This window comes from Actinomyces sp. oral taxon 897, assembly GCF_002999235.1.
Classification (GTDB): Bacteria; Actinomycetota; Actinomycetes; order Actinomycetales; family Actinomycetaceae; genus Actinomyces.
The window spans coordinates 405,401-424,829 of the sequence record NZ_CP027236.1 but is presented as its reverse complement, the minus strand read 5'-3'; the positions used below and the strand labels follow the sequence as shown (position 1 = coordinate 424,829).

Annotated in this window: 12 protein-coding genes; 3 read left to right on the top strand and 9 right to left on the bottom strand. The window is 72.2% G+C overall.

What is annotated here, in order from left to right:
• Positions 1–5: 5 nt before the first annotated feature.
• The 4 genes from C3V41_RS01745 to C3V41_RS01730 form a co-directional block, all read right to left on the bottom strand.
• Positions 6–1,298: an ABC transporter permease gene (locus tag C3V41_RS01745; protein WP_106108845.1), complete on the bottom strand. Its 1,293-nt coding sequence runs from the start codon at positions 1,296–1,298 to the stop codon at positions 6–8.
• A 79-nt stretch (positions 1,299–1,377) separates the two neighbouring features.
• Positions 1,378–2,649: a DUF2318 domain-containing protein gene (locus tag C3V41_RS01740; RefSeq protein WP_106108844.1), complete on the bottom strand. Its 1,272-nt coding sequence runs from the start codon at positions 2,647–2,649 to the stop codon at positions 1,378–1,380.
• Between the two features lie 121 nt (positions 2,650–2,770).
• Positions 2,771–3,397, bottom strand: a complete 627-nt coding sequence (locus C3V41_RS01735) for an iron transporter (RefSeq protein ID WP_106108843.1) — start codon at positions 3,395–3,397, stop codon at positions 2,771–2,773.
• A gap of 92 nt (positions 3,398–3,489) precedes the next feature.
• Positions 3,490–5,352, bottom strand: coding sequence for an FTR1 family iron permease (locus C3V41_RS01730; protein WP_106108842.1), 1,863 nt, complete (start codon positions 5,350–5,352; stop codon positions 3,490–3,492).
• 284 nt (positions 5,353–5,636) lie between these two features.
• Here C3V41_RS01730 and C3V41_RS01725 point away from each other — a divergent pair, with 284 nt between their 5' ends.
• Positions 5,637–6,488 (top strand): FAD:protein FMN transferase, encoded by an 852-nt coding sequence (locus C3V41_RS01725; protein WP_254423643.1) that lies wholly within the window; start codon positions 5,637–5,639, stop codon positions 6,486–6,488.
• 592 nt (positions 6,489–7,080) lie between these two features.
• On the opposite strand, the gene C3V41_RS01720 is transcribed toward C3V41_RS01725, so the two are convergent.
• From C3V41_RS01720 to C3V41_RS01705, 4 genes are all read right to left on the bottom strand, one after another.
• Positions 7,081–8,142, bottom strand: coding sequence for a CobW family GTP-binding protein (locus tag C3V41_RS01720; protein ID WP_106108841.1), 1,062 nt, complete (start codon positions 8,140–8,142; stop codon positions 7,081–7,083).
• Positions 8,143–8,656: 514 nt separating this feature from the next.
• Positions 8,657–10,417 carry a tRNA (N6-isopentenyl adenosine(37)-C2)-methylthiotransferase MiaB gene (gene miaB, locus C3V41_RS01715; protein WP_106108840.1) on the bottom strand — a complete coding sequence of 587 codons (1,761 nt, stop codon included), beginning with the start codon at positions 10,415–10,417 and terminating at the stop codon, positions 8,657–8,659.
• A 131-nt stretch (positions 10,418–10,548) separates the two neighbouring features.
• Positions 10,549–11,082: a hypothetical protein gene (locus C3V41_RS01710; RefSeq protein ID WP_129591452.1), complete on the bottom strand. Its 534-nt coding sequence runs from the start codon at positions 11,080–11,082 to the stop codon at positions 10,549–10,551.
• Positions 11,079–12,518 carry a hypothetical protein gene (locus tag C3V41_RS01705; RefSeq protein ID WP_106108838.1) on the bottom strand — a complete coding sequence of 480 codons (1,440 nt, stop codon included), beginning with the start codon at positions 12,516–12,518 and terminating at the stop codon, positions 11,079–11,081. The genes C3V41_RS01710 and C3V41_RS01705 overlap by 4 nt, the downstream gene beginning before the upstream one ends.
• 416 nt (positions 12,519–12,934) lie before the next feature.
• Here C3V41_RS01705 and C3V41_RS01700 point away from each other — a divergent pair, with 416 nt between their 5' ends.
• The gene (locus C3V41_RS01700) at positions 12,935–13,198 is read left to right on the top strand and encodes a hypothetical protein (protein ID WP_106108837.1); all 264 of its coding nucleotides are present in this window, start codon (positions 12,935–12,937) and stop codon (positions 13,196–13,198) included.
• Positions 13,199–13,692: 494 nt separating this feature from the next.
• Here C3V41_RS01700 and C3V41_RS01695 read toward each other — a convergent pair whose 3' ends face one another.
• Positions 13,693–15,867: an alpha-galactosidase gene (locus C3V41_RS01695; RefSeq protein WP_106108836.1), complete on the bottom strand. Its 2,175-nt coding sequence runs from the start codon at positions 15,865–15,867 to the stop codon at positions 13,693–13,695.
• Between the two features lie 184 nt (positions 15,868–16,051).
• Between C3V41_RS01695 and C3V41_RS13500 the strand changes: the two genes are divergently transcribed.
• The gene (locus tag C3V41_RS13500) at positions 16,052–19,417 is read left to right on the top strand and encodes a beta-eliminating lyase-related protein (protein WP_254423642.1); all 3,366 of its coding nucleotides are present in this window, start codon (positions 16,052–16,054) and stop codon (positions 19,415–19,417) included.
• Positions 19,418–19,429 lie beyond the last annotated feature (12 nt).

Genomic DNA, 19,429 nt, shown 5'->3' with positions numbered 1-19,429 from the left:
GTCCGTCACCTCCGGTGCAGGGCCGTAGCCGGTTGGATACGCAGGATGGAGCGCATGGAGGAGGCCGTGGCCGCCAGGAGGACCAGGGACACCAGCACCGCCACCAGCACGAAGACCATGGGCCGCATGGTGATGGTCGAGCCGAAGACGACCTTGCCGATCAGCTGGGCCAGGCCCGATCCCACCAGGGCTCCCAGGAGCGTGCCGGCCACGCCGATGACGGCCGTCTCCCCCAGGATCAGCCGGTTGACGGCGGCCGAGGAGGCGCCTACCGCCTTGAGGAGGGCGAACTCGCCGGTGCGCTCCACCAGGGAGGCGGTGGTCAGGGAGGCTACCGCCAGGGCGGCCGCCACCAGGCTCAGGGCGGTCATGAGGATCATGAGGGCCTGGGTCTTGACCAGGACGTTGCCCTCCACGGCGGCGACCTGGCGGACCTGCTTGGCCACCGAGCCGGGGACGGCCTCCTCGATCTGGTAGGTGATGGAGGAGGCGTAGGCCGTGCAGTACCAGGTCTCCCACTCGGCCTTGGACAGGGCCCTGGGGTTGGAGGCGGCCTTGCGGCTCAGGTCGTTCTCCGGGGTGGTCAGGGCCTTGACCTCGATCCGCTCGGCCTTGCCGGGGTGGCCCGAGACGTGCTGGACGACGGACAGGGGCGCGTAGAGGACCTTGTCGTCACCGTCCTTGGAGGTGTAGATCCCGCTGACGGTCAGGGTGTGATCACCGGCGGTCCCGCCCAGGGTGAGGGTGTCGCCCACCGAGGCCCCCAGCTCGGAGGCCAGGGAGGAGCCCAGGGCGACCTGGCTGCCGTCGTCGGTGGGCCAGGTCCCCTTCCAGGCCCACCAGGAGCGCAGGGTGGTCATGCCCGCGGTGACGCTCTGCCCGGTGGGCAGGGACACCTCCTTGTTGAACCAGGTGCCCACGGCCTTGACCCCGGTCAGGGAGGATCCCCCGGCGCCGGCCACGGTGAGGTGGGTGGTCAGCACCGGGGCGAAGTCCACGATGTTGTAGGCCCAGAAGATCGTCTTGAGGCTGGCGGCGTCGGCCTCGTTGAGGAAGGCGGTGGCCTCGGTGTCCTCACTGGTCTCGTACAGGTCGGACACCACGCCCTGGGCCTTGGGCTGGACGGTGATGTTGGAGCCGTAGGTGGTCAGCTCGGCGTTGAGCTTGTCGCCCACGTCGAGGACGACGCCGAGCATGGCCACGCTCACGGCCGCGGACAGCGCCACGGTCAGGACGACCAGGGAGCGGCGGCGCAGCTGCCTGGTGAAGGACCGGCGCAGCAGTCGGGTGAAGAACATCAGGCCACCTCCGGGGCGGACGAGGGGACGGGGACCCGCCGGGGCCCCGCGTCCGGGCGGGGACGGTGGGTGCGGGGGCTCACGCGAAGACCTTCTTGGCGGCCTCCAGGTCGGCCTCGGCGATGGCCAGGTCCCCCCCGACGACGTCGAAGGCCAGGGGGATGGGGTTGCAGCCGCCCTTGAAGCCGATGGTGGCCGGGTTAATGGCCACGTCGCAGCGCTTGCAGATCACCTTGCCGTCCTTCTCGTAGTAGCCCGAGGGGCCGCAGTTCTCGCAGGCGTCCAGGCCCACGCCGTAGGCGCCGCCGTTCTTGAGGATGACGATGAAGCGCACGGCGGCACCGTTGGAGGCCTTGTACTCGAAGCGGTGGAGGTGGCCGTCCTCCAGGGTGGTGAGGGCCAGGTAGGCGGTACCGTCCTCGAGCCGGTAGGGCTCGGGCTCGGACAGGACCGGGACCTCATTGACCTTGGCCACGCCGTAGGTGCGGGTGGTGGCCAGCACCCCCACGCCCAGGGCGGTGGCCAGCACCCACCGGCGGGTGCGGCGGCGCCCGGCGACGGCGGCCCGGGCCCGGGCGGGGTTGGCGGCGGCCGGCGCCCGGCGCAGGGTCAGGCCGGCGGCCACCGCCAGGGGTACCAGCAGGACGGCGGCGGTGGTGATCAGCAGCGTGGACTGGGCGTTGTTGGTCAACCACACCAGGAGCCGGAAGGCGGCCCCGTGCAGGACAATGCGGTGGTTGGCGTGCAGGACGGTGAGCAGGTCGGTGGCGTGGGTGAAGAGCACCAGGGCCATAAAGGCGCACACCGTCAGGCGGGTCAGGCGTACCGGGGAGCGCCGGGCGGCCCGGTAGACCAGGAACGCCAGGACGGCGCAGGCCACCCAGCCGGACAGGAAGCCCAGGACGCGCAGGAGCATCTCGGAGGACACGGTCTGCCTGCCGGGCTCAATGAAGGCGGTGAGCTGCAGGACGGTCTCGGGCACGGCCCGGAAGAAGGCCAGGGCCAGCACCACGCAGGCCAGCACGTTGGTGGCGCGGCCCAGGCGGCCGCTACCGCCCCACCGGGGGCGCCCGACCTGGGCCGCCAGGAGGACCAGGAGGACCACGTCGGCGGCCACGCAGGCGTAGAGGGTGGGCAGGCTGACCGCTGAGCGCGAGCGCAGGACGGCGGTGGCGCGCAGGACGGCGAAGACCGACCCCGCGACCAGCCCGGTCAGGGCGCAGGCGGCGCGCCACCGGCTGGAGGGCTCCCACCCCCGGGGCTGGTGGGGGACCAGGACCACTGCGAGCCCGGACACGAGGAGGAACGGCAGGGCCATTCCTCCGACGACGGCGACGAAACGTTCCAGCATGAGAGTCCCTATCCTACGAGTCCTTACGAGCCGGGGCGGGGTCGTCCCGGGGGTGTGCGTGGCCTGGTGCGCCCGGGCGCCGCCCCTGTCCGGTGCAGGGGCGGCGCTCAGGCCAGTGGGCCTACCACTGCTGGGGGGTGTAGTTCCAGTCCCAGCTCAGCTCGATGGGCGTGGTCCAGAACCGGCCCTTGACACCGGTCTCCTCGTCGGAGTGGAGCATCCAGCCGTTCTCCTCCGGGGAGTGGATCTTCAGGGCCAGGGTGTACTCCCCGGCGTCGGGCAGGGCGATATTGCCCCCGTAGTGGGGGCCGTCGGAGGCGTTCATCTGCATGAAGGTGCCCTCGGCGGCGACGGTGTTGGTGGCCTTGTTGGTAATGGTGTAGTCCACTGTCAGGCCGGGGACGAAGTCACCGGCCCCGTAGCCCAGGTCGTTGCCCTCCAGGCCGGAGATGTCGGCCTCCAGGTGGAAGGACGCCTCGGAGGCCTTCAGGCCCATGCCGGCCGGCTCCATGTCCACGGGCTGGAAGTAGACCAGGGAGACGTTGATCTCGCCGACGTTCCCGTTGCCGTAGCCGATCTGGTCGTCACCCACCGGGTACTCCTGGAAGCCCTTGCCGCCCTCCGCCTTCTCGGTGGCGGTGGCGGACGGGGCTGCCTCCTTGGAGGAGTCGCCGCCACAGGCGCTCAGGCTCAGGGTACCGGCCAGGGCGAGCGTCGCGGCGACGATGAGGGGCTTGCGGATACGCATGAGGATCCTCACTTGTTCTTGTTCGGGTTCGGGGAAGGCCGCACCGGGTTTGGTGCGACCGGGTCTTCCGGGCGGGCCCGGGAAGCCTGGTGTCAGTCGTCGGCCTGCGGCCAGGTCGCGGAGCGGGCTGCGGGCTGCCCGGCGGGTGATGCCGGGGAGGCGGCACCGTCCGGGGAGGCAGCCGATGCCGCGGTGGCCGGAGAGGAGGGTGACGCCGAGGAGGCGGCACCGTCCGGAGAGGAGGCCGCCGCCGAGGAAGCAGCCGACGCCGCGGTGGCCGCGGCGGCGCCTGCCCGGCGGCGCAGCAGGGAGACTGCCGCCAGGACCACGACGACCACGGCCATGACCCCCTGGGCGGCCAGGGTCTCGACGTAGGGGTAGACGCCCAGGTAGTCGTAGGTGGGGACCCCCTGGACGTAGGTGCCGGACACGACGTCGCCCTCCACCAGGGCGTGGACGCCGCCGCCGGCGAAGATGACCACCAGGAGCGCCATGAGGAAGCTGGTGACGGCGAAGAAGGGCCGCAGCGGGATCTTGACGCTGGTGAAGCGGATGAGCAGGAAGACGGCCACGAGGATGACGCACCCCACGGCGAACCCCTGCCAGACGGAGGCGGCCCCGCCGCGGTCCATGGTGAGCAGGGCCTGGTAGAACATGACGGTCTCGGCGCCCTCGCGGAAGACGGCGAGGAAGCTCAGGGAGGCCAGGGCCCACACCCCGCCGTTGGAGACGGAGGCCTGGGTCCGGTCCTTGATGTAGGCGTTCCAGGAGGCCACCGAGCTCTTGGAGAGCATCCAGTTGGAGGTGAACAGCAGCATGAGCATGGCGATGAGGGCCACGACGCCCTCCAGGATCTCCTGGTGGGAGGAGGCGGAGTCGAACAGCCACGCGAAGAGGGCGGCCACGACCCCGCTGCCCACCAGGCCCAGGAGGATACCGAGGTAGATGTGCTTGACGCGGTCCTTCATCCCGGCCTTGATCAGGTAGGCGATAATGGCGGCCACCACGAGGATGGCCTCCAGGCCCTCGCGCAGGAGGATAATGAGGGCCTGCCCGAAGGAGCTGGTGAGGAAGGACTTGACCGGGTTGACCTGGTCGGCGGCCCCGGCGTCGAGGGTGGCGGCGTCCTGGGTGATCATGCTCTTGAGCTCGGCGGCCGCGGAGGTCACCGTCTGGGCGTCCTCACCGCCCACCATGGCCTTGCGCACCACCTTGAACTGGTTCTCCACCTGGGAGACCCGGTCCCCGGAGATGGCGGACATGACGGTCTTCTCAAAGCCGAGCTTCTCGTAGTAGCCGTAGTAGGCCTGGTTGACCAGGTCGCTGCCGGCCCTGCCGTCACCGGAGACGGCCGCGGCCACGCCCCGGTCAATGAGGTCGGTCATCTCGACGGCGACCTCGCCCCAGGTGCGCTCGCCCCGGCCGGTGTTGACCTGGGTCTTGGCCGCGTCCAGGGCGGCGCGCTCCGTGGCCGTGGTGGCGGCGCGCTGGGCGGCGTAGTCCCTGGGGTTCAGCAGGTCGGTCAGGGCGTCGAGCTGGGCGGCGGACTGGGTCACCGAGCTGCTCAGGGAGGCCACCCCCTCGGAGAGGACCTGCTCGTTGCCGGTCTTGAAGGCGGCCTGGCGCAGGGAGGCGAAGGCGTCCTTCTGGGTGGTCATGGTCTCCTTGCCCAGCCGGTCGGTGACCACCGCGGCCAGGTTGGAGGCCACGTAGCCGGAGTTGTAGGCCCGCTGGAAGGCGGCGGCCGCGCCGGAGGTGTCACCGGCCTGGTAGCGGGCGAGCCCGTTGTCGAGGTCCTGGGTGACCACGGCGGCGACCTCGCCCCAGGTGCCGTGGTCGGTGTCCGCCTCGGAGGCGCGGGCCCCGGGCGCCAGCAGGAGGGCCAGGAGGGCCAGGAGGGCCGTGAGGGGGACGGTGAGCCGGGGGGCCGTACGACCGGCAGAGGCAGTTGACATACTCGCTCACATGGCTTTCAGGGGGAAGTGGGTAGATTTAGACGTACCTAAGAAGTGGAGGCGCGCTCCTTTTAGGTAGGATAGGATGACCATATTCTTCAGGTCAAAGTGAAGGAGGTCACAGCGTGTCGGGGGTGCCTGACACATCCCGCACCATGGGGCCGGTTACGGCTCGAGAACCGTCCTCCGGGTGTTGCTGGGACCACACCTGGTCCTTTACCGCCACCGGCTGCCCCTGGCGGGTCCTGACTCGCCGTGCGCTCCCGCCAGGGGCGCGTGGGCAGGTGCTCGAGCTCGTTGACGCCTACGAGGGGGTGTGGTCCCGGTTCCGGGAGGACTCACTGGTCAGCCGTGCCGCCCGCGGTGAGGTCGGCGGCCTGGGTGAGGCTGGCACCCGCGGCACGCCGGGCCCGGTGGTCCTGGACCTGCCCCGCGGCTCGGGGCGCATGCTGGCCCTCTACGACCTGCTCCACCGGGCCAGCGCGGGCCGCATTGACCCGCTGGTGGGGGCCGACCTGGTCGAGCTCGGCTACGACCCGGCCTACTCCTTCACCGTGCGCGACGGCGCCCTGCACCGCCTGGGGGCCCGCCGCGGCCGCCTGACCTGGGGACAGGTCCGCCGTGACGGGGACCGTCTGACCCTGCCCCGCCCGGCGCTGGTCGACGTCGGCGCCGTGGGCAAGGGCTTCCTGGTCGACATGGTGGCGGACGCCCTGGGGCGGGCGGGCGTGGACGAGGTCGTGGTGGACGCCTCGGGGGACCTGGTGGTCCGCAGCGGCACGCCGGTACGCCTGGGCCTGGAGGAGCCGGGGAGCCCCGGACGGGTCATTGGCGTGGTGACCCTGCGCAGGGGGGCGCTGGCGGCCTCCGGGGTGAGCGAGCGGGCCTGGGGGGAGGGCCTGCACCACGTGCTGGACGCGCTCACCGGGCTGCCGGTCCGTGACGTGCTGGCCACGTGGGCGGTGGCGGGCACCTGCGCGCAGGCCGACGGGATCGCCACCGCGCTGTTCCTCACGCCCCCCCAGCAGCTGGCCGCGGCGGGCCTGCGCTACGACTTCGTCCTGGAGCGCGCTGACGCCACCGTCCTTACGAGTCGCACCTTCCCGCGCCTGGGTGAGCTGTTCACCTCACGGTGAGCCCGGCGGCCCCCTGCCGGTAAGGGCCACGGCTCCAGACCATGACTGTCCCCTACCTTCTCAGGAGCAGTCCCCCACAGGCAGGACACGGCTTACTTCCCACACCTCGACGATAGCGTCCCGGGCCCCACGGACAGAACGCAGGCCGGAGACCTGGGGCCCGCGAGCGGCCGCCTGGCGGTGAGGTCCACGGCTACTCCCCCGGCCGCCCCTGCGGCGCCCCAGAGACGCCCCCTTGTTCATCGAGGGCCACGGGCCGCGCTGACGCAGGGCGGCTGGTAGGCGCCCACGCGCCCTGGTCGGCCCCGGCGGGCCTGGCAGGTACGACAAGGCCCGGCCCGGATATCACCGGGTCGGGCCCATCGCACGAGGCCGCCTCCCGGTTCCCATCCCGGGAGGCCGTGCCTCCTTCGCCGAGCGCACGGTCGCAGTCCCTGGGCTGCGGTCCGGCATTCCGGAGGCGGCCGGTCACCGACGCTCCCCAACGTCTCGCGGTCGCCACCGTCCGGCGGCACAGCCAATAGTGCACACCGCCCCTGGGAGAACACCCCACTACCACCTCACAGCTTCCTGGGAACTTTCCCGGGGGCTCTCACAGGCCCCGGCCCCGACGCCGGATCCGCTCCAGACGGGCCGGGCCGGCAGGGTCAGGGGCCCGGGCCGGGCGCAGGGCCGCCTGGAGGCGGGAGCGCACCGCCTCGGTGTCCAGGTGGGGGCCGATGGCCACCAGGCCGTGCTGCGGGGCCCCGGCAGGACCGTCCTCCAGGTGGGCCCGCCCGGCGACGACATTGACCACGATCTCCCGGGGCCTGTCGCGGCGCGAGCCGCCCCCGGCGAGGGCGAGCACCCCCTTGAGCCGGTAGACGTCCGCGGGCAGGTCCTCCAGGAGGTCCGCCAGGCTCCCGGGGTCCACGTGCCCGGGCGCCGGGACGGTCACGACGTGGGCGTGGTGGGCGCACCCGGGCTCGCGCTCCTGACGCTCCTGACGGCTGACCTCGGCCAGGGGGAGCTCGTCCTGGACCGCCTCCCCCTGAATCCCGGCCACGGGGCCGGAGACGTCGGCCACCAGCAGGGGGTCGATACGGCCGTGGTCGGCGACCACCACGGTGGCCCGGGGGTTGTGGGCGCGGACGCGCGCGGTGAGGCGCTCCACGACGGCCTGGCGCCCGCCGGGGTCCAGCAGGTCGGTCTTGGTCAGGACCACTAAGGTGGCGGCCCCGTAGCGGGCGGGCGGGGCCGCTCCGGTGTCCACGGTGGCGGCCTGGTTGACGACGTCGACCACGTCAATAAGCCCGCCGAAGCGGGTGCGTCGCCAGGGCAGGGAGCGGATGAGACGTGCCAGCTGAGGGGGCTCGGCAATGCCGGAGGCCTCGATAATGACGGCGTCGAGCCCCAGGCGGGGACGGGTCAGGCGCTCCAGGGCGGGGACCAGGGCCCCGGCGTCGGGCAGGCAGCACAGGCAGCCCCCGGCCACGGAGGCGGGCTCGTCGACCTGCCCGGACACCAGGGCGGCGTCCACGCCTATGTCCCCGAAGTCGTTGACCACCACGCCCAGGCGCGCCCCGGGGGCACGCAGGAGGTGATTGAGCACGGTGGTCTTGCCCGCGCCCAGGTAGCCGGTCAGGGCGATGACGGGGACGGAGGGTCGTGCCACGGGTGCACCTCGCTTTCCGGGGACAGACTACCCGTCCCAGGTGGGCGCCCCAGGTGGGCGTCCCAGGTGGTGGCACCGACTGCCGGACAGAGGATGCGGGACACCCCAGGTGGACGCCCTCCCGCGTGCGCGGGCACCCTCGGCCACCGCACCAGGCGACGACGTCGACGTCGGACGTCCTCCCACGTGCAGGAGCACCCTGTACCCCCACCTGGGGACCGAAGGCGGGAACGCGGTCCCACACACATGAACGCGCTCTGAGGAAGATAAACGCGCTCTAGAGCAGGTGAACGCCGTCTAGGGTGGATGAACGCCGCATAGAGCAGGTGAACGCCACCTAGAGAAGCGTTCATCTGACCAAAAGCGCGTTCATCTACCGGAAAAGGCGTCTATCTACCGGGAAGCGCGTCCACCTACCGGGAGAGGCGTCCACCTACCGGGAGAGGCGTTCACCTGTCCCACCGGGAGGCACGCCCACCCACTGGAAAAGGCGTCCACCCACCGAAAGAGGCGCTCACCTACCCAGAGGCACGTCCGCCTGTCCTGAGCGGCGCGGGGTCCCCGGTCTGGCGCCCGACGGCGCCCCTACCCGGATGGCCGACGGCGCCCCCACCCGGATGGTGGGTATGCCCAGGCTCACCGGGGCGGTGTCGGACTCCGGGGCGGCACAGGCCTCGGTCCGGGAGCGCTCCCAGGCGTCCCCGGCGCGCGTGCGGCGCACCTGGAACAGGGCGGGGCCGTCGTCGAGCCACAGGCGGTCCCCGGGCCGCAGAGCCTGGTTGGCCGCGGACGCCGCCGCACCCAGTTGCCGTCCGCATCGGGCGGAGTCGGCAATGAGGTTGTGGGGGGCGCCGTGGGTGACCCTCACGGTGAGCACGTCCCCGGGGCGCGGGGCGCCGCCGGCGTAGTCGTCGGCCGCCACGCCGGCGGGCAGGGCGGCGTGCACCAGCCGGTTGTCGGCGGCCCGCCCCGAGACGCGGGCGGTGGCCGCGTCGCGGCGCCCCTGGCCTTCGGCGACCAGCACCTCGACGACGCGCCCCTCCTGCCTCTCGTTCTCCTCCCGGGCGATGCGGCCCATCAACGCCTCCAGGCGCTGGTAACGCTCCCTGACCACCTCGGCGGGCACCTGGTCCCGGTCGGCGGCGGGGGTGCCCGGGCGCGGGGAGTACTCGAAGGTGAAGGCCGAGGCGAACCGGGCCCGCTTAACCACCTCCAGGGTGGCGGCGAAGTCCTCCTCGGTCTCCCCGGGGAAGCCCACGATAATGTCAGTGGTGATGGCCGCCTCGGGCATGGCGGCGCGCACCCGCTCCAGGATCCCCAGGAACCGGGTGGTGCGGTAGGAGCGGCGCATGGCCCGCAGGATCCGGTCCGAGCCCGACTGCAGGGGCATGTGCAGGCTGGGCATGACGGTGGGGGTGGTGGCCATGGCCTCGATGACGTCGTCGGTGAAGGCCGCCGGGTGGGGGCTGGTGAAGCGCACCCGCTCAATGCCCTCCACGGCCCCGGCGGCCCGCAGCAGCCCGGCGAAGGCGCCCCGGTCCCCGAAGCCCACCCCGTAGGAGTTGACGTTCTGCCCCAGGAGGGTGACCTCAATGGCCCCCTGGGCTGCCACGGCCTGGATCTCGGCCAGGACGTCCCCGGGGCGGCGGTCGCGCTGGCGGCCCCGCAGGGAGGGCACGATGCAGAAGGTGCAGGTGTTGTTGCAGCCCACGGCGATGGACACCCAGGCGGAGTAGGCGGAGTCGCGGCGGGTGGGCAGGGTGGAGGGGAAGACCTTGAGGGACTCCTCCAGCTCGACGGCGGCCTCGGCGTTGTGGCGGGCCCGCTCCAGCAGGGCGGGCAGGACGTCAATATTGTGGGTACCGAAGACGACGTCGACCCAGGGGGCGCGCTCGACGATGCCCTGCCCCATCTGCTGGGCCAGGCAGCCGGCCACGGCGATCTGCATGCCGGGGCGCCCGCGCTTGACGGCGGCGAGCTGGCCCAGGTTGCCGAACAGGCGGTTGGCGGCGTTCTGACGCACCGAGCAGGTGTTGAGGATGACGACGTCGGCGCCCCCGTCACCGGCCTCGGTGGCGCGGGCGGCGGCCTGCGGCACGTCCTCGACGCGCCGGTAGCCGGCCGCCTCCAGCAGGCCGGCCATGTGCTCGGAGTCGTGGACGTTCATCTGGCACCCCAGGGTGCGCACGTGGTAGGTGCGCGGCAGCCCCCGGGGGCGGGCGTCGACGCCGGTCCGGTCGGTGGCGGGGGTCGTGGCGAGGGTCTGGGTGCTCATCGCCGGGCAGTCTACGGAGGCGCTCCCGGCCTCTCCCAACCGCGGGGCACCGCCGTGACCCGATGCACGCTCGGGACCCCTTTCGGCGGCGGGGCAGGACGCACCGCGGCTGTCGGTCGAGCACGCTGAGGCTACGCGGCGGATGAGGCGCCGTCCCCTCGGAGGCCGTCCAGGCCCGCGATGACTCGCCGGTAGCCCGGTGCGAGCGACTCCCCTCCCCCGTCATCGGGCTGGCACCCGACGTCACGGTACCTCGCACGTGCGAAGCCGACCACGAGATCCAGCACGTCGAGACCTCTTACAGGACACCGGTCATCGTGTCCCTGGAGGAGTCTGCTGACCGTGTCCCGCATGAGCTGGTAGGCGTCTGGTCGGTCACTGAACCAGGGGTGTACGACGAGGGTCAGCTCGTCGAACAGGCGGCTGCAGTAGTGGGCGCGGTCCCATCCTACTGCACGGTAGTCGTCTTCCAGTATCAGGATGTTGCCGGGGCGGAGGTCGCAGTGGGAGAAGACCCTGCACCGGCAGAGGGCGGCACAGTATTCGTGGCTCGTTCCGAAGCCGTCCGAAGTGCATTGGAAGGCGGGAACGAACTCGGAGCTGCGTGCCGCCAGATCACTGACAAGCAGTCTCCAGCCCGCCCCGGAGCCGTCGTAGGACGTCAAGGGGCGACTGCTGTTTCCCGGGACCCCGTCCACGTACTCCCAGGAAACGGAGCGTGAACCGATCGCCTCGAGCTTCGGCGAACGCAGACCGGAGGCGTGAAGATTCTCGGCAAGAGACTTAAGGTCCGGGAGGGAGGTTCCGGGAGAATATTCCTGTACGACGGACGGAGCGATAGCGAGGTCCAGTGGCACGCTCTTGCTGGTGCGTTTAGGGGAACGTCCTCCGTAGAGGGGGCCGACACCGACCTGCGGGAGCACCCGACAGCAAGGGCGACTGCCCCCAGGAGGATCCCGAGGGCGGCCCAGATCAGTTCGCTGCGGGTGACCGTGTTGCCGCCGAGGGCCACACCGAAGTTGATGACACTGGAGACGATTCCGGCGAGGACTCCGAAGGCGCTAATCCATGTCGATATGAACCTTGCGTCAGGGGTCAGTCGAACGACCAGCGCGGAGACGAGAGGCCGGTAGACGCCCTTGACCACGCAGAGCAGCATGTAGCCAGCTGCTACGAGGATCAAGTCTCCGCTCGCCAGCCCTACGAGCGCGGACACGCAGAAGGGGAGCAGGAGGGTCAGCCCTAGGACCGCGGAGCGGCCGGCGGACAGCCGGGAGAAGACTCTGCCGAGGCCCACGGACGACGCTGCGTTACCCAGTGCCAGGAGCACGGCAGAAGTCCAGATACCGCCGCCGAACCGTGCGGACGCGGCGTCCGCCGCAATAACCTGAATCGTTCGGTTCTGGAACTGCATGAGGCCGTCGAAGAACGCCGAGAGCATGACCGTGACCAGAGCGATCACAATATAGTCTCCCGGAACCCCGAGAGCATAACGCCGAATACCGGCTCCGCATGTTGCCCACGGACTGCTGCGACGACCGGGCCGCGAGCCGCGGGGACCGCCTGACGCCCGAGGGCGGATCCTGGCGACAAGCGTCGCGCCGGACCACAGCATGAGGCCCTGCAGCGCCATCAGGGCACGCGGGTCGAGATAGTAGAGCCCGACCCCTGCGAGGAAGAAGGCGGCGGTGTAGAGGTAGAAGTGCCGGTTAAGGTGCCGGTAGGTGTCACGGTATCGGTTCTCACCGACGACGTCCACCAGGAGGCTGGCGTCGGCGCCGGATATGAGGGCGTCGGCGACGGCCGTGGTGACGACGTAGGTAAGGAGCGCGGGGGTCCCGCCGAGGAGTATCTGCGCAGTGAACGCAGACCCGAGGACGAAGAGGCCCGACGCATAGAAGGCTGCGTGCGAGAGGCGGTCGCTGAAGAACGACAGCGGCAGGTCGATGACCATGCTGAAGACATTTCCTGCCGCCATGAGGGACAAGTACGTGCCGAGAGGGACGCCCTGGTCGACCGTCCACCAGAGCGGCAGTATCGGCATGACCAGGGCCGTGCTCTTGAGGTAGAAGGCCGCCGAGTACTTTCGTAGATCAGTCATACGCCGCAAGACACCCTCCCTACGTCCCGGGCGCACGCCGTTGCCGCGCAGGCCGCTGAGGGATGGGCCGACGTCCCGGTCGGCGGCCAGGAGCGTACAGCGCAGCGGCGCGTCCCGGCCGCCGAGCTCGGTGAAGGAGGTACCGAGGTCGCGAGCTTCACGCTCACGACGGGCGGTGCCCCGCACGCACGTCGGGCGGTGCCCCGCGCACACGTCGGGCGGTGCCCCGCGGTCGGGAGAGGCTGGGAGCGCCTCCGTGGGACCGGCGGCGAGCACCACGACCCCCGTCACCGACCGGGCCGGCGTCAAGGAACGGGGTCGTAGCGGTCGTAACGGTCATCGCGGGCAAGTGTAGAAGGACGAGGAACCCGCCGCCCGCAGCCTCCGCCGTCGTCAGGAAGCCGGACCGCGACGCCATGATCGTCCTCGCCGCCCGGTACCGCGTCTCGTTCAGCGTCGTCACCACGACCCTCAGGCAGCACGGCGCCCGTCTTACCGGCACCGACCTGACCAGCCCTAGCGACTCCGACTTCTACGCCGCGGGCGTCGAGCGCCCGGCACCTGACCTTAAGGTCGGCTGCGTGCCGACCCGGTGGATCCAGGCGTGCGTCAGAGCGGAGCGCCAGCACATGGTCAGCCGCGCCCGGGCGCAGGAGATGGCCCGGAGGCCCCTGCAATGACGCCACCCACGAGCAGCCCTGGAGGCTCTCCCCGCCTCCCACAAGGCGTTTCTGTGCCAGTGAGCTGCGTCCGTAGCGGCACCCCGGCGCCGCCTCGTTTTTCCCAGGAAGCTGTGAGGTACTACGGGGGTGTTCTCCCAGGGGTGGTGTGCACTATTGGTTGTGCCGCCGGACGGTGGGTGCCGAGAGACGTTGGGGAGCGTCAGTGACCGTCACCCGCTGGAAGCCGGGACGCGGACCAGGGACCGCGACCGAGCGCTCGGCGAGGGAGGGCCCCGCCCGCCGACATGGGAAACGGCTGGGCGACCTCGTGCGACAGGCCCGACCCGGGTGATCCATCCCGGGCCGGGCCTTCTCGCACCCCCGGGAGCACTTCTGAGCACTTCTCGCCCCCGGAGCAGGGTCCGGGACCGCGCGCGGACAAGGGCCTCAGCCGCTGCCGACCCTCTGAGACAGAGGGATCGGGACCGCACGGACAAGGGCCGGCCAGGGCCTCAGTCCACGGCGGTGGCGCGCACCAGCACCAGGTGGTCGGGGTGGAGCACCGGCAGGGCCAGGCCCGTGGCGGACAGGTAGGAGCCGGGCAGGGTGACGCCGTCGGCCATCCACCCGGCCGGCAGCCCCAGGTCGGGGTAGGCGGGGGCGGCCAGCTCCACCCGGTAGCGGCGTCGGGGGGCCAGCCCGGGCAGCGGGCGGGGGGCCGTGGGCCAGGCAGGCAGCTGCCCCAGGCAGGCGATCTCGTAGACGGCCTGGGAGCCGTCGGCGGCCACCACGCCCTCGATGCGCAGCGCGTCGTCGTCGGGCAGGTCCGCGTGGACGGTCAGGCCCGAGTGCAGCAGGCCCCGCAGCTCCTTGTGCAGGGCGATGACCGCGGCCAGGCGCTCGCGGGTGAGCGTATCCGCAGCGGTCAGGTCCCACTCCACGCCCATGTGCCCCCACAGGGCGGTCCCGGCCCGGAAGCCCAGGTCGAGGTGACGCAGCGTGGTGTGGGCCCGAGCGGCGCCCACGTGGGTGCCCACGAGCTCGGGGGGCAGCAGGAGGGTGGTGCCGCGCTGGATGTCCTGGCGGTCGTGGGCGTCAATGGAGTCCGAGGCCCACACGCGCTGGGTACGCTCCATCATGCCCAGGTCGATCCGGCCGCCACCGCCCGCGCAGGACTCGACCTCCAGGCCGGGGAGGCGCTCGTGGAGGGCGTCCAGGAGACGGTAGAGGGCCAGGGTCTGGTCGTGGACGGCCGCGCCCCCGTGGTGGCCGGACGTGGGGCGGGCCGTCACGTGGCCGACGGCCACCAGCGGGGAGTTGTGGTCCCACTTGAGGTAGTCGATGCCGTAGCGACCGACCAGGTCGCAGACGGAGTCGAGCAGGTACTCCCAGGCGCCGGGCGCGCACAGGTCCAGCACCCGCTGGTGGCGGTGCTCGGGTGCCCCGCCGGCGCCGTCGGAGAGGATCCAGTCGGGGTGGGCCCGGGCGAGCTCGGAGTCGAGGTTGACCATCTCGGGCTCCACCCACAGCCCGAACTCCATGCCCAGGGAGTGGACGTGGTCCACCAGGGGCCCCAGGCCGTCCGGCCAGGCCTCGGCGGAGACCTGCCAGTCCCCCAGGCCGGAGGTGTCGTCGCGCCGGGAGCCGAACCAGCCGTCGTCCAGGACGTAGCGCTCGATGCCGACCTGCGCGGCGGTGTCGGCCAGCGCCTTGAGCTTGCCCAGGTCGTGGTCGAAGTAGACGGCCTCCCAGGTGTTGAGCAGGACCGGGCGGGGGCGGGAGGGGTGGGAGGGCAGGGAGCGCAGCCAGGCGTGGGAGCGGTGGGCCAGGGCGTCCAGGCCCTCGCCCCAGGAGAAGACGGCCCACGGGGAGGTGTAGGAGCCGCCGGGGCCCAGGAGGACCTCACCGCCCTGGAGGAGCTCCCCGGCGCCCACGAGCTTGCGCCCCTGGGGCGGGTTGAGGACGAGGGAGCGCGTGCCGCCGCTCCAGGCCAGGTGCACCCCGTGGACGGTGCCGGACCGCCAGCCGAAGCCGCTGCGTCCGGCGGCCAGCCAGGTGGTGGCGTCGTGGCCGGGGCGCCCCTCCCAGGACTCACGCAGGTGGGTGCCGGCGGTCAGGGCGTGGCGCTGCAGGCCGCGCTCGCGCAGGTGGTGGCCGGACATGCCGAGGATCTCGTCGGCGGCGTCGGGCAGGGGCAGGTAGGGGGTGACCTCGTCGACGAACAGCCCCGGGGCGAGGTCCTCGCGGCCGGTCGCGTCGTTGCGGACGGTGGCGCGCACGCGCACCAGGCCGGAGGGCTCCAGGCGGATCTCGCACTCAACGGTGACGCCGTGGACGGCGTCGGTGCCGGTGGAGGTGAGGGTGCGCACGCTACCGGCGCCGGTCTCCTGACCCGCCTCGTGGGTGACGGCCCCGGGGTGGAAGGAGAAGGCGGTGCCGTCGCAGCGGTGCAGGACGACGGCGGGGCGGGCGGACCAGCCCAGGGAGGCCAGGGGCAGCACCGGCAGGTCGTTGAGCATCCAGGCGGTGTTGGAGCCCAGCGTGGTGCGGGAGGCGTCCGCCGCGTCGGTGAGGTCCGCGCCGTCGACGTCACCCAGGTCGGCGCCCCAGTGCCGGACCACGGGGAAGCGGTCGGGGAGGGTGTCCAGGACCAGGGAGGTGCCGGCACTGCGCAGGTGGAGGGTCATCGTCGTCTCTTCCAGGACCGGACCCGGAGCCGGGTCCACGTTATTTACGGCATGAAATTAAGTCCTCCGGGGCTCCTGTGTCAACCACCGCCGGCGCTCCTGTGTCAGCCACCGCCGGGGCGGCGACGCACCGCGCCCGTACCCCGGCCAGGTGCCAGCTTGCCCCTATGATGGGCCCTTCATTATGAGTCCCTCGGAGGTTTCCATGGCCCGACGACGCGCCCCCGCCCCTGCCCGCTTCGTCTCCCGTCACGTCGGCCCCAGCACGCAGGACACCAGCCGGATGCTGTCCGTGCTGGGGCTGGGCAGCCTGGAGGAGCTGGCCGACGCCCTCGTGCCCGGCGGCCTGCCCGCCCTGCCCCCGCCGCCAGCTGGCACGCCCTCACCCGCCCTGGACGAGGCCGGCGTCCTGGCGGCCCTGCGCGGCTATGCCGCCGACAACGACCCGCACGTGGAGATGATCGGCGCCGGGTACTACCCCGCCCACACCCCGGCCGTCATCGCCCGCGACGTGCTGTCCAACCCCGCGTGGACCACTTCCTACACGCCCTACCAGGCCGAGATCAGCCAGGGGCGCCTGGAGGCCCAGCTACTGTTCCAGACGGTGGTCAGCGACCTCACCGGCCTGCCCGTGGCCTGCGCCTCCCTGCTGGACGAGGCCACCGCCGTGACCGAGGCCATGATGCTGATGGTGCGCGCCCAGGGACGTCAGGGCAAGGATCTCCCGGTCCTGCTGGATCTGGACCTGCACCCCCAGTGCGTCCAGATGGCCGTGTCCCGGGCCTACCAGCTGGACCTGCCGGTCATCTTCGCCGACCTCACCGGCATGCTCAACAACTCGATCATGGGCATCGCCAACGACCCCCTGGCCGGGGTCGTGCTGGCGCAGGCCTCCACCCGCGGCGCCCTGCACGACCTGAGACCCCTGGTCGAGTCCGTCCACGCGCGCGGCGGCCTGGTGGCCGTGGACGTGGACCCGCTGGCCGCCACGCTCCTGACCCCGCCCGGGGAGCTGGGGGCGGACATCGCCGTCGGCTCGGCCCAGCGCCTGGGGGCGCCCCTGTTCTACGGCGGCCCGCACGCGGGCTTCATGTCCGTGACCACCGCCCTGACGCGCCAGCTCCCGGGGCGGATCGTGGGCGTGTCACGGGACCGCGACGGCGCCCCCGCCCTGCGCCTGGCCCTCCAGACCCGCGAGCAGCACATCCGCCGTCAGAAGGCCACCTCCAACATCTGCACCGCCCAGGCCCTCATGGCGGTCGTCTCCGCCATGTACTGCGTCCACCACGGCCCCGAGGGGCTGACCGCCATCGCCACGCGGATCCACGAGCAGGCCGCCGACCTGGCCTCCCGGCTGGAGGCGGCCGGCCTGACCCTGGAGCACCGGGACTTCTTCGACACCCTGTCCGTGTACGTCCCCCAGGGGGCGGCCTGGGCCGTGGCCCGGGCCGCCGACCGCGGCGTGAACATCCGCCACCTGGACACCAAGCACGTGGGGATCTCCATCAACGAGCTGACCACCACCGCCCACCTGGACGCCGTGGTGTCCGCCCTGACCGACACGGACTCACCGAAGGCGAAGCAGGCGGGTCCTGGTCACCAGGGACACCACGACACGGCCAGCTCGCCGAAGGCAGGGGCCAGGCGGCCGGTCCGCCCACGCACCAGCCAGGACACAGCCAGCTCAGCAGAGTCTATGTGGGGGGCAGCGATGCCCGCAAATCCTGATCCTGTATGGACAGCGATATCTTCCGTATGTCGTCCAGTGAGCGTCCCAGGCACGGCCAGCTCGCCGAAGGCGGAGCCCAGGCAGCCGGTCCGCCCAGGCATCAGCCTGGACACAGCCGGCTCAGCAGGGGCAGAGGCGCCCAGGGAACCGGGAGCGCCCGTCCGGACGAGCATCGGGACAGCCGCCTGGCTCCTGGACTGGACGCCCGGCTGGAGACGCGCCAAGGCGGCCGCCGGCCCAGTCGACACCGACGACACCGACGGCTCCCCCGCCGACGCCTTCCCCCTGCCCGCGGACCTGCGCCGCACCAGCAGCTTCCTGACCCACCCGGTCTTCCACGCCCACCGCTGCGAGGCCTCCCTCACCCGCTACCTGCGCACCCTGGCGGACCGCGACCTGGCCCTGGACCGCACCATGGTGCCCCTGGGGTCGTGCACCCTCAAGCTCAACGCCGCCGTCGAGTCCGCCACCTGGCTCGACCCCGCCCTGGCGGGCATCCACCCCCTGGCCCCGGCGTCCCAGACCCGCGGCTGGCGCCGTCTCCTGGCCGACCTGAGCCAGCGCCTGGCCCGGGTGACCGGCTACGACCGGGTCAGCCTCCAGCCGGCCTCCGGGGCCCAGGGGGAGCTCGCCGGGCTCCTGGCCATCCGCGGCTACCTGGAGGCCCGCGGCCAGGGTGAGCGGGACGTGTGCCTCGTCCCCGCCTCGGCCCACGGCACCAACGCCGCCTCGGCCGCGGCCGCGGGCCTGCGGGTGGTCGCGGTGGGGACCGCCCCGGACGGGTCCGTTGACGTGGCCGACCTGGAGGCCAGGCTCGCGGCCCACGCGGGCCGGGTCGCCGCCATTATGCTCACCTACCCCTCCACGCACGGGGTCTTCGAGAAGCAGGTGCGCCACGTGACCGACCTGGTCCACGCCGCCGGGGGCCAGGTCTACATCGACGGGGCCAACCTCAACGCCCTGTGCGGCCTGCTGCGCCCCGGGGACCTGGGCGGTGACGTCAGCCACCTCAACCTGCACAAGACCTTCGCCCTCCCCCACGGCGGCGGGGGGCCGGGGGTGGGGCCGGTGGCGGCCAAGGCGCACCTGGTCCCCTACCTGCCCGCCGGGCACAACGAGTCGACGGCCCCCGAGGAGGGCGACCCGGACGCGGGCTTCTACGGGGACCCGGTGGCCGGGGCGCGCTTCGGCTCGGCGGGGCTCGCGCCCCTGTCCTGGGCCTACCTGGCGCTCATGGACGACGCCGACCTGCGCCGCGCCACCCTGGGCGCCGTCGCCGCCGCGAACTACCTCTCACGGCGCCTGGCGGAGGCCTACCCCACGCTGTACACCGGGCCCGGCGGCCTGGTGGCCCACGAGTGCGTCCTGGACCTGCGGGAGCTGACCCGGGACACCGGGGTCACGGCCGAGGACGTGGCCAAGCGCCTCATCGACCTCGGCTTCCACGCCCCCACCCTGTCCTTCCCGGTGGCCGGGACCCTCATGGTCGAGCCCACCGAGTCCGAGCCCCTGGAGGAGCTGGACCGGTTCGTGGCGGCCATGACCACCATCCGCGCCGAGATCGACGACGTGGCCGCCGGGCGGATCGCCCTGGAGGACTCCCCGCTGCGCCTGGCCCCGCACACGCTGGCCCAGGTGACCGCCGAGGAGTGGACCCGCTCCTACCCGCGTACCCAGGGGGCCTGGCCCGGGACCGCGAGCGCGGCCCGGCGCACACGCTACTTCCCGCCGGTGACCCGCGTCGACAACGCCTGGGGCGACCGCCACCTGGTGTGCACCTACCCGACCCCGCAGGAACTCCCTGACACCTCCGTCTCCTGAAAGGAAGGACCG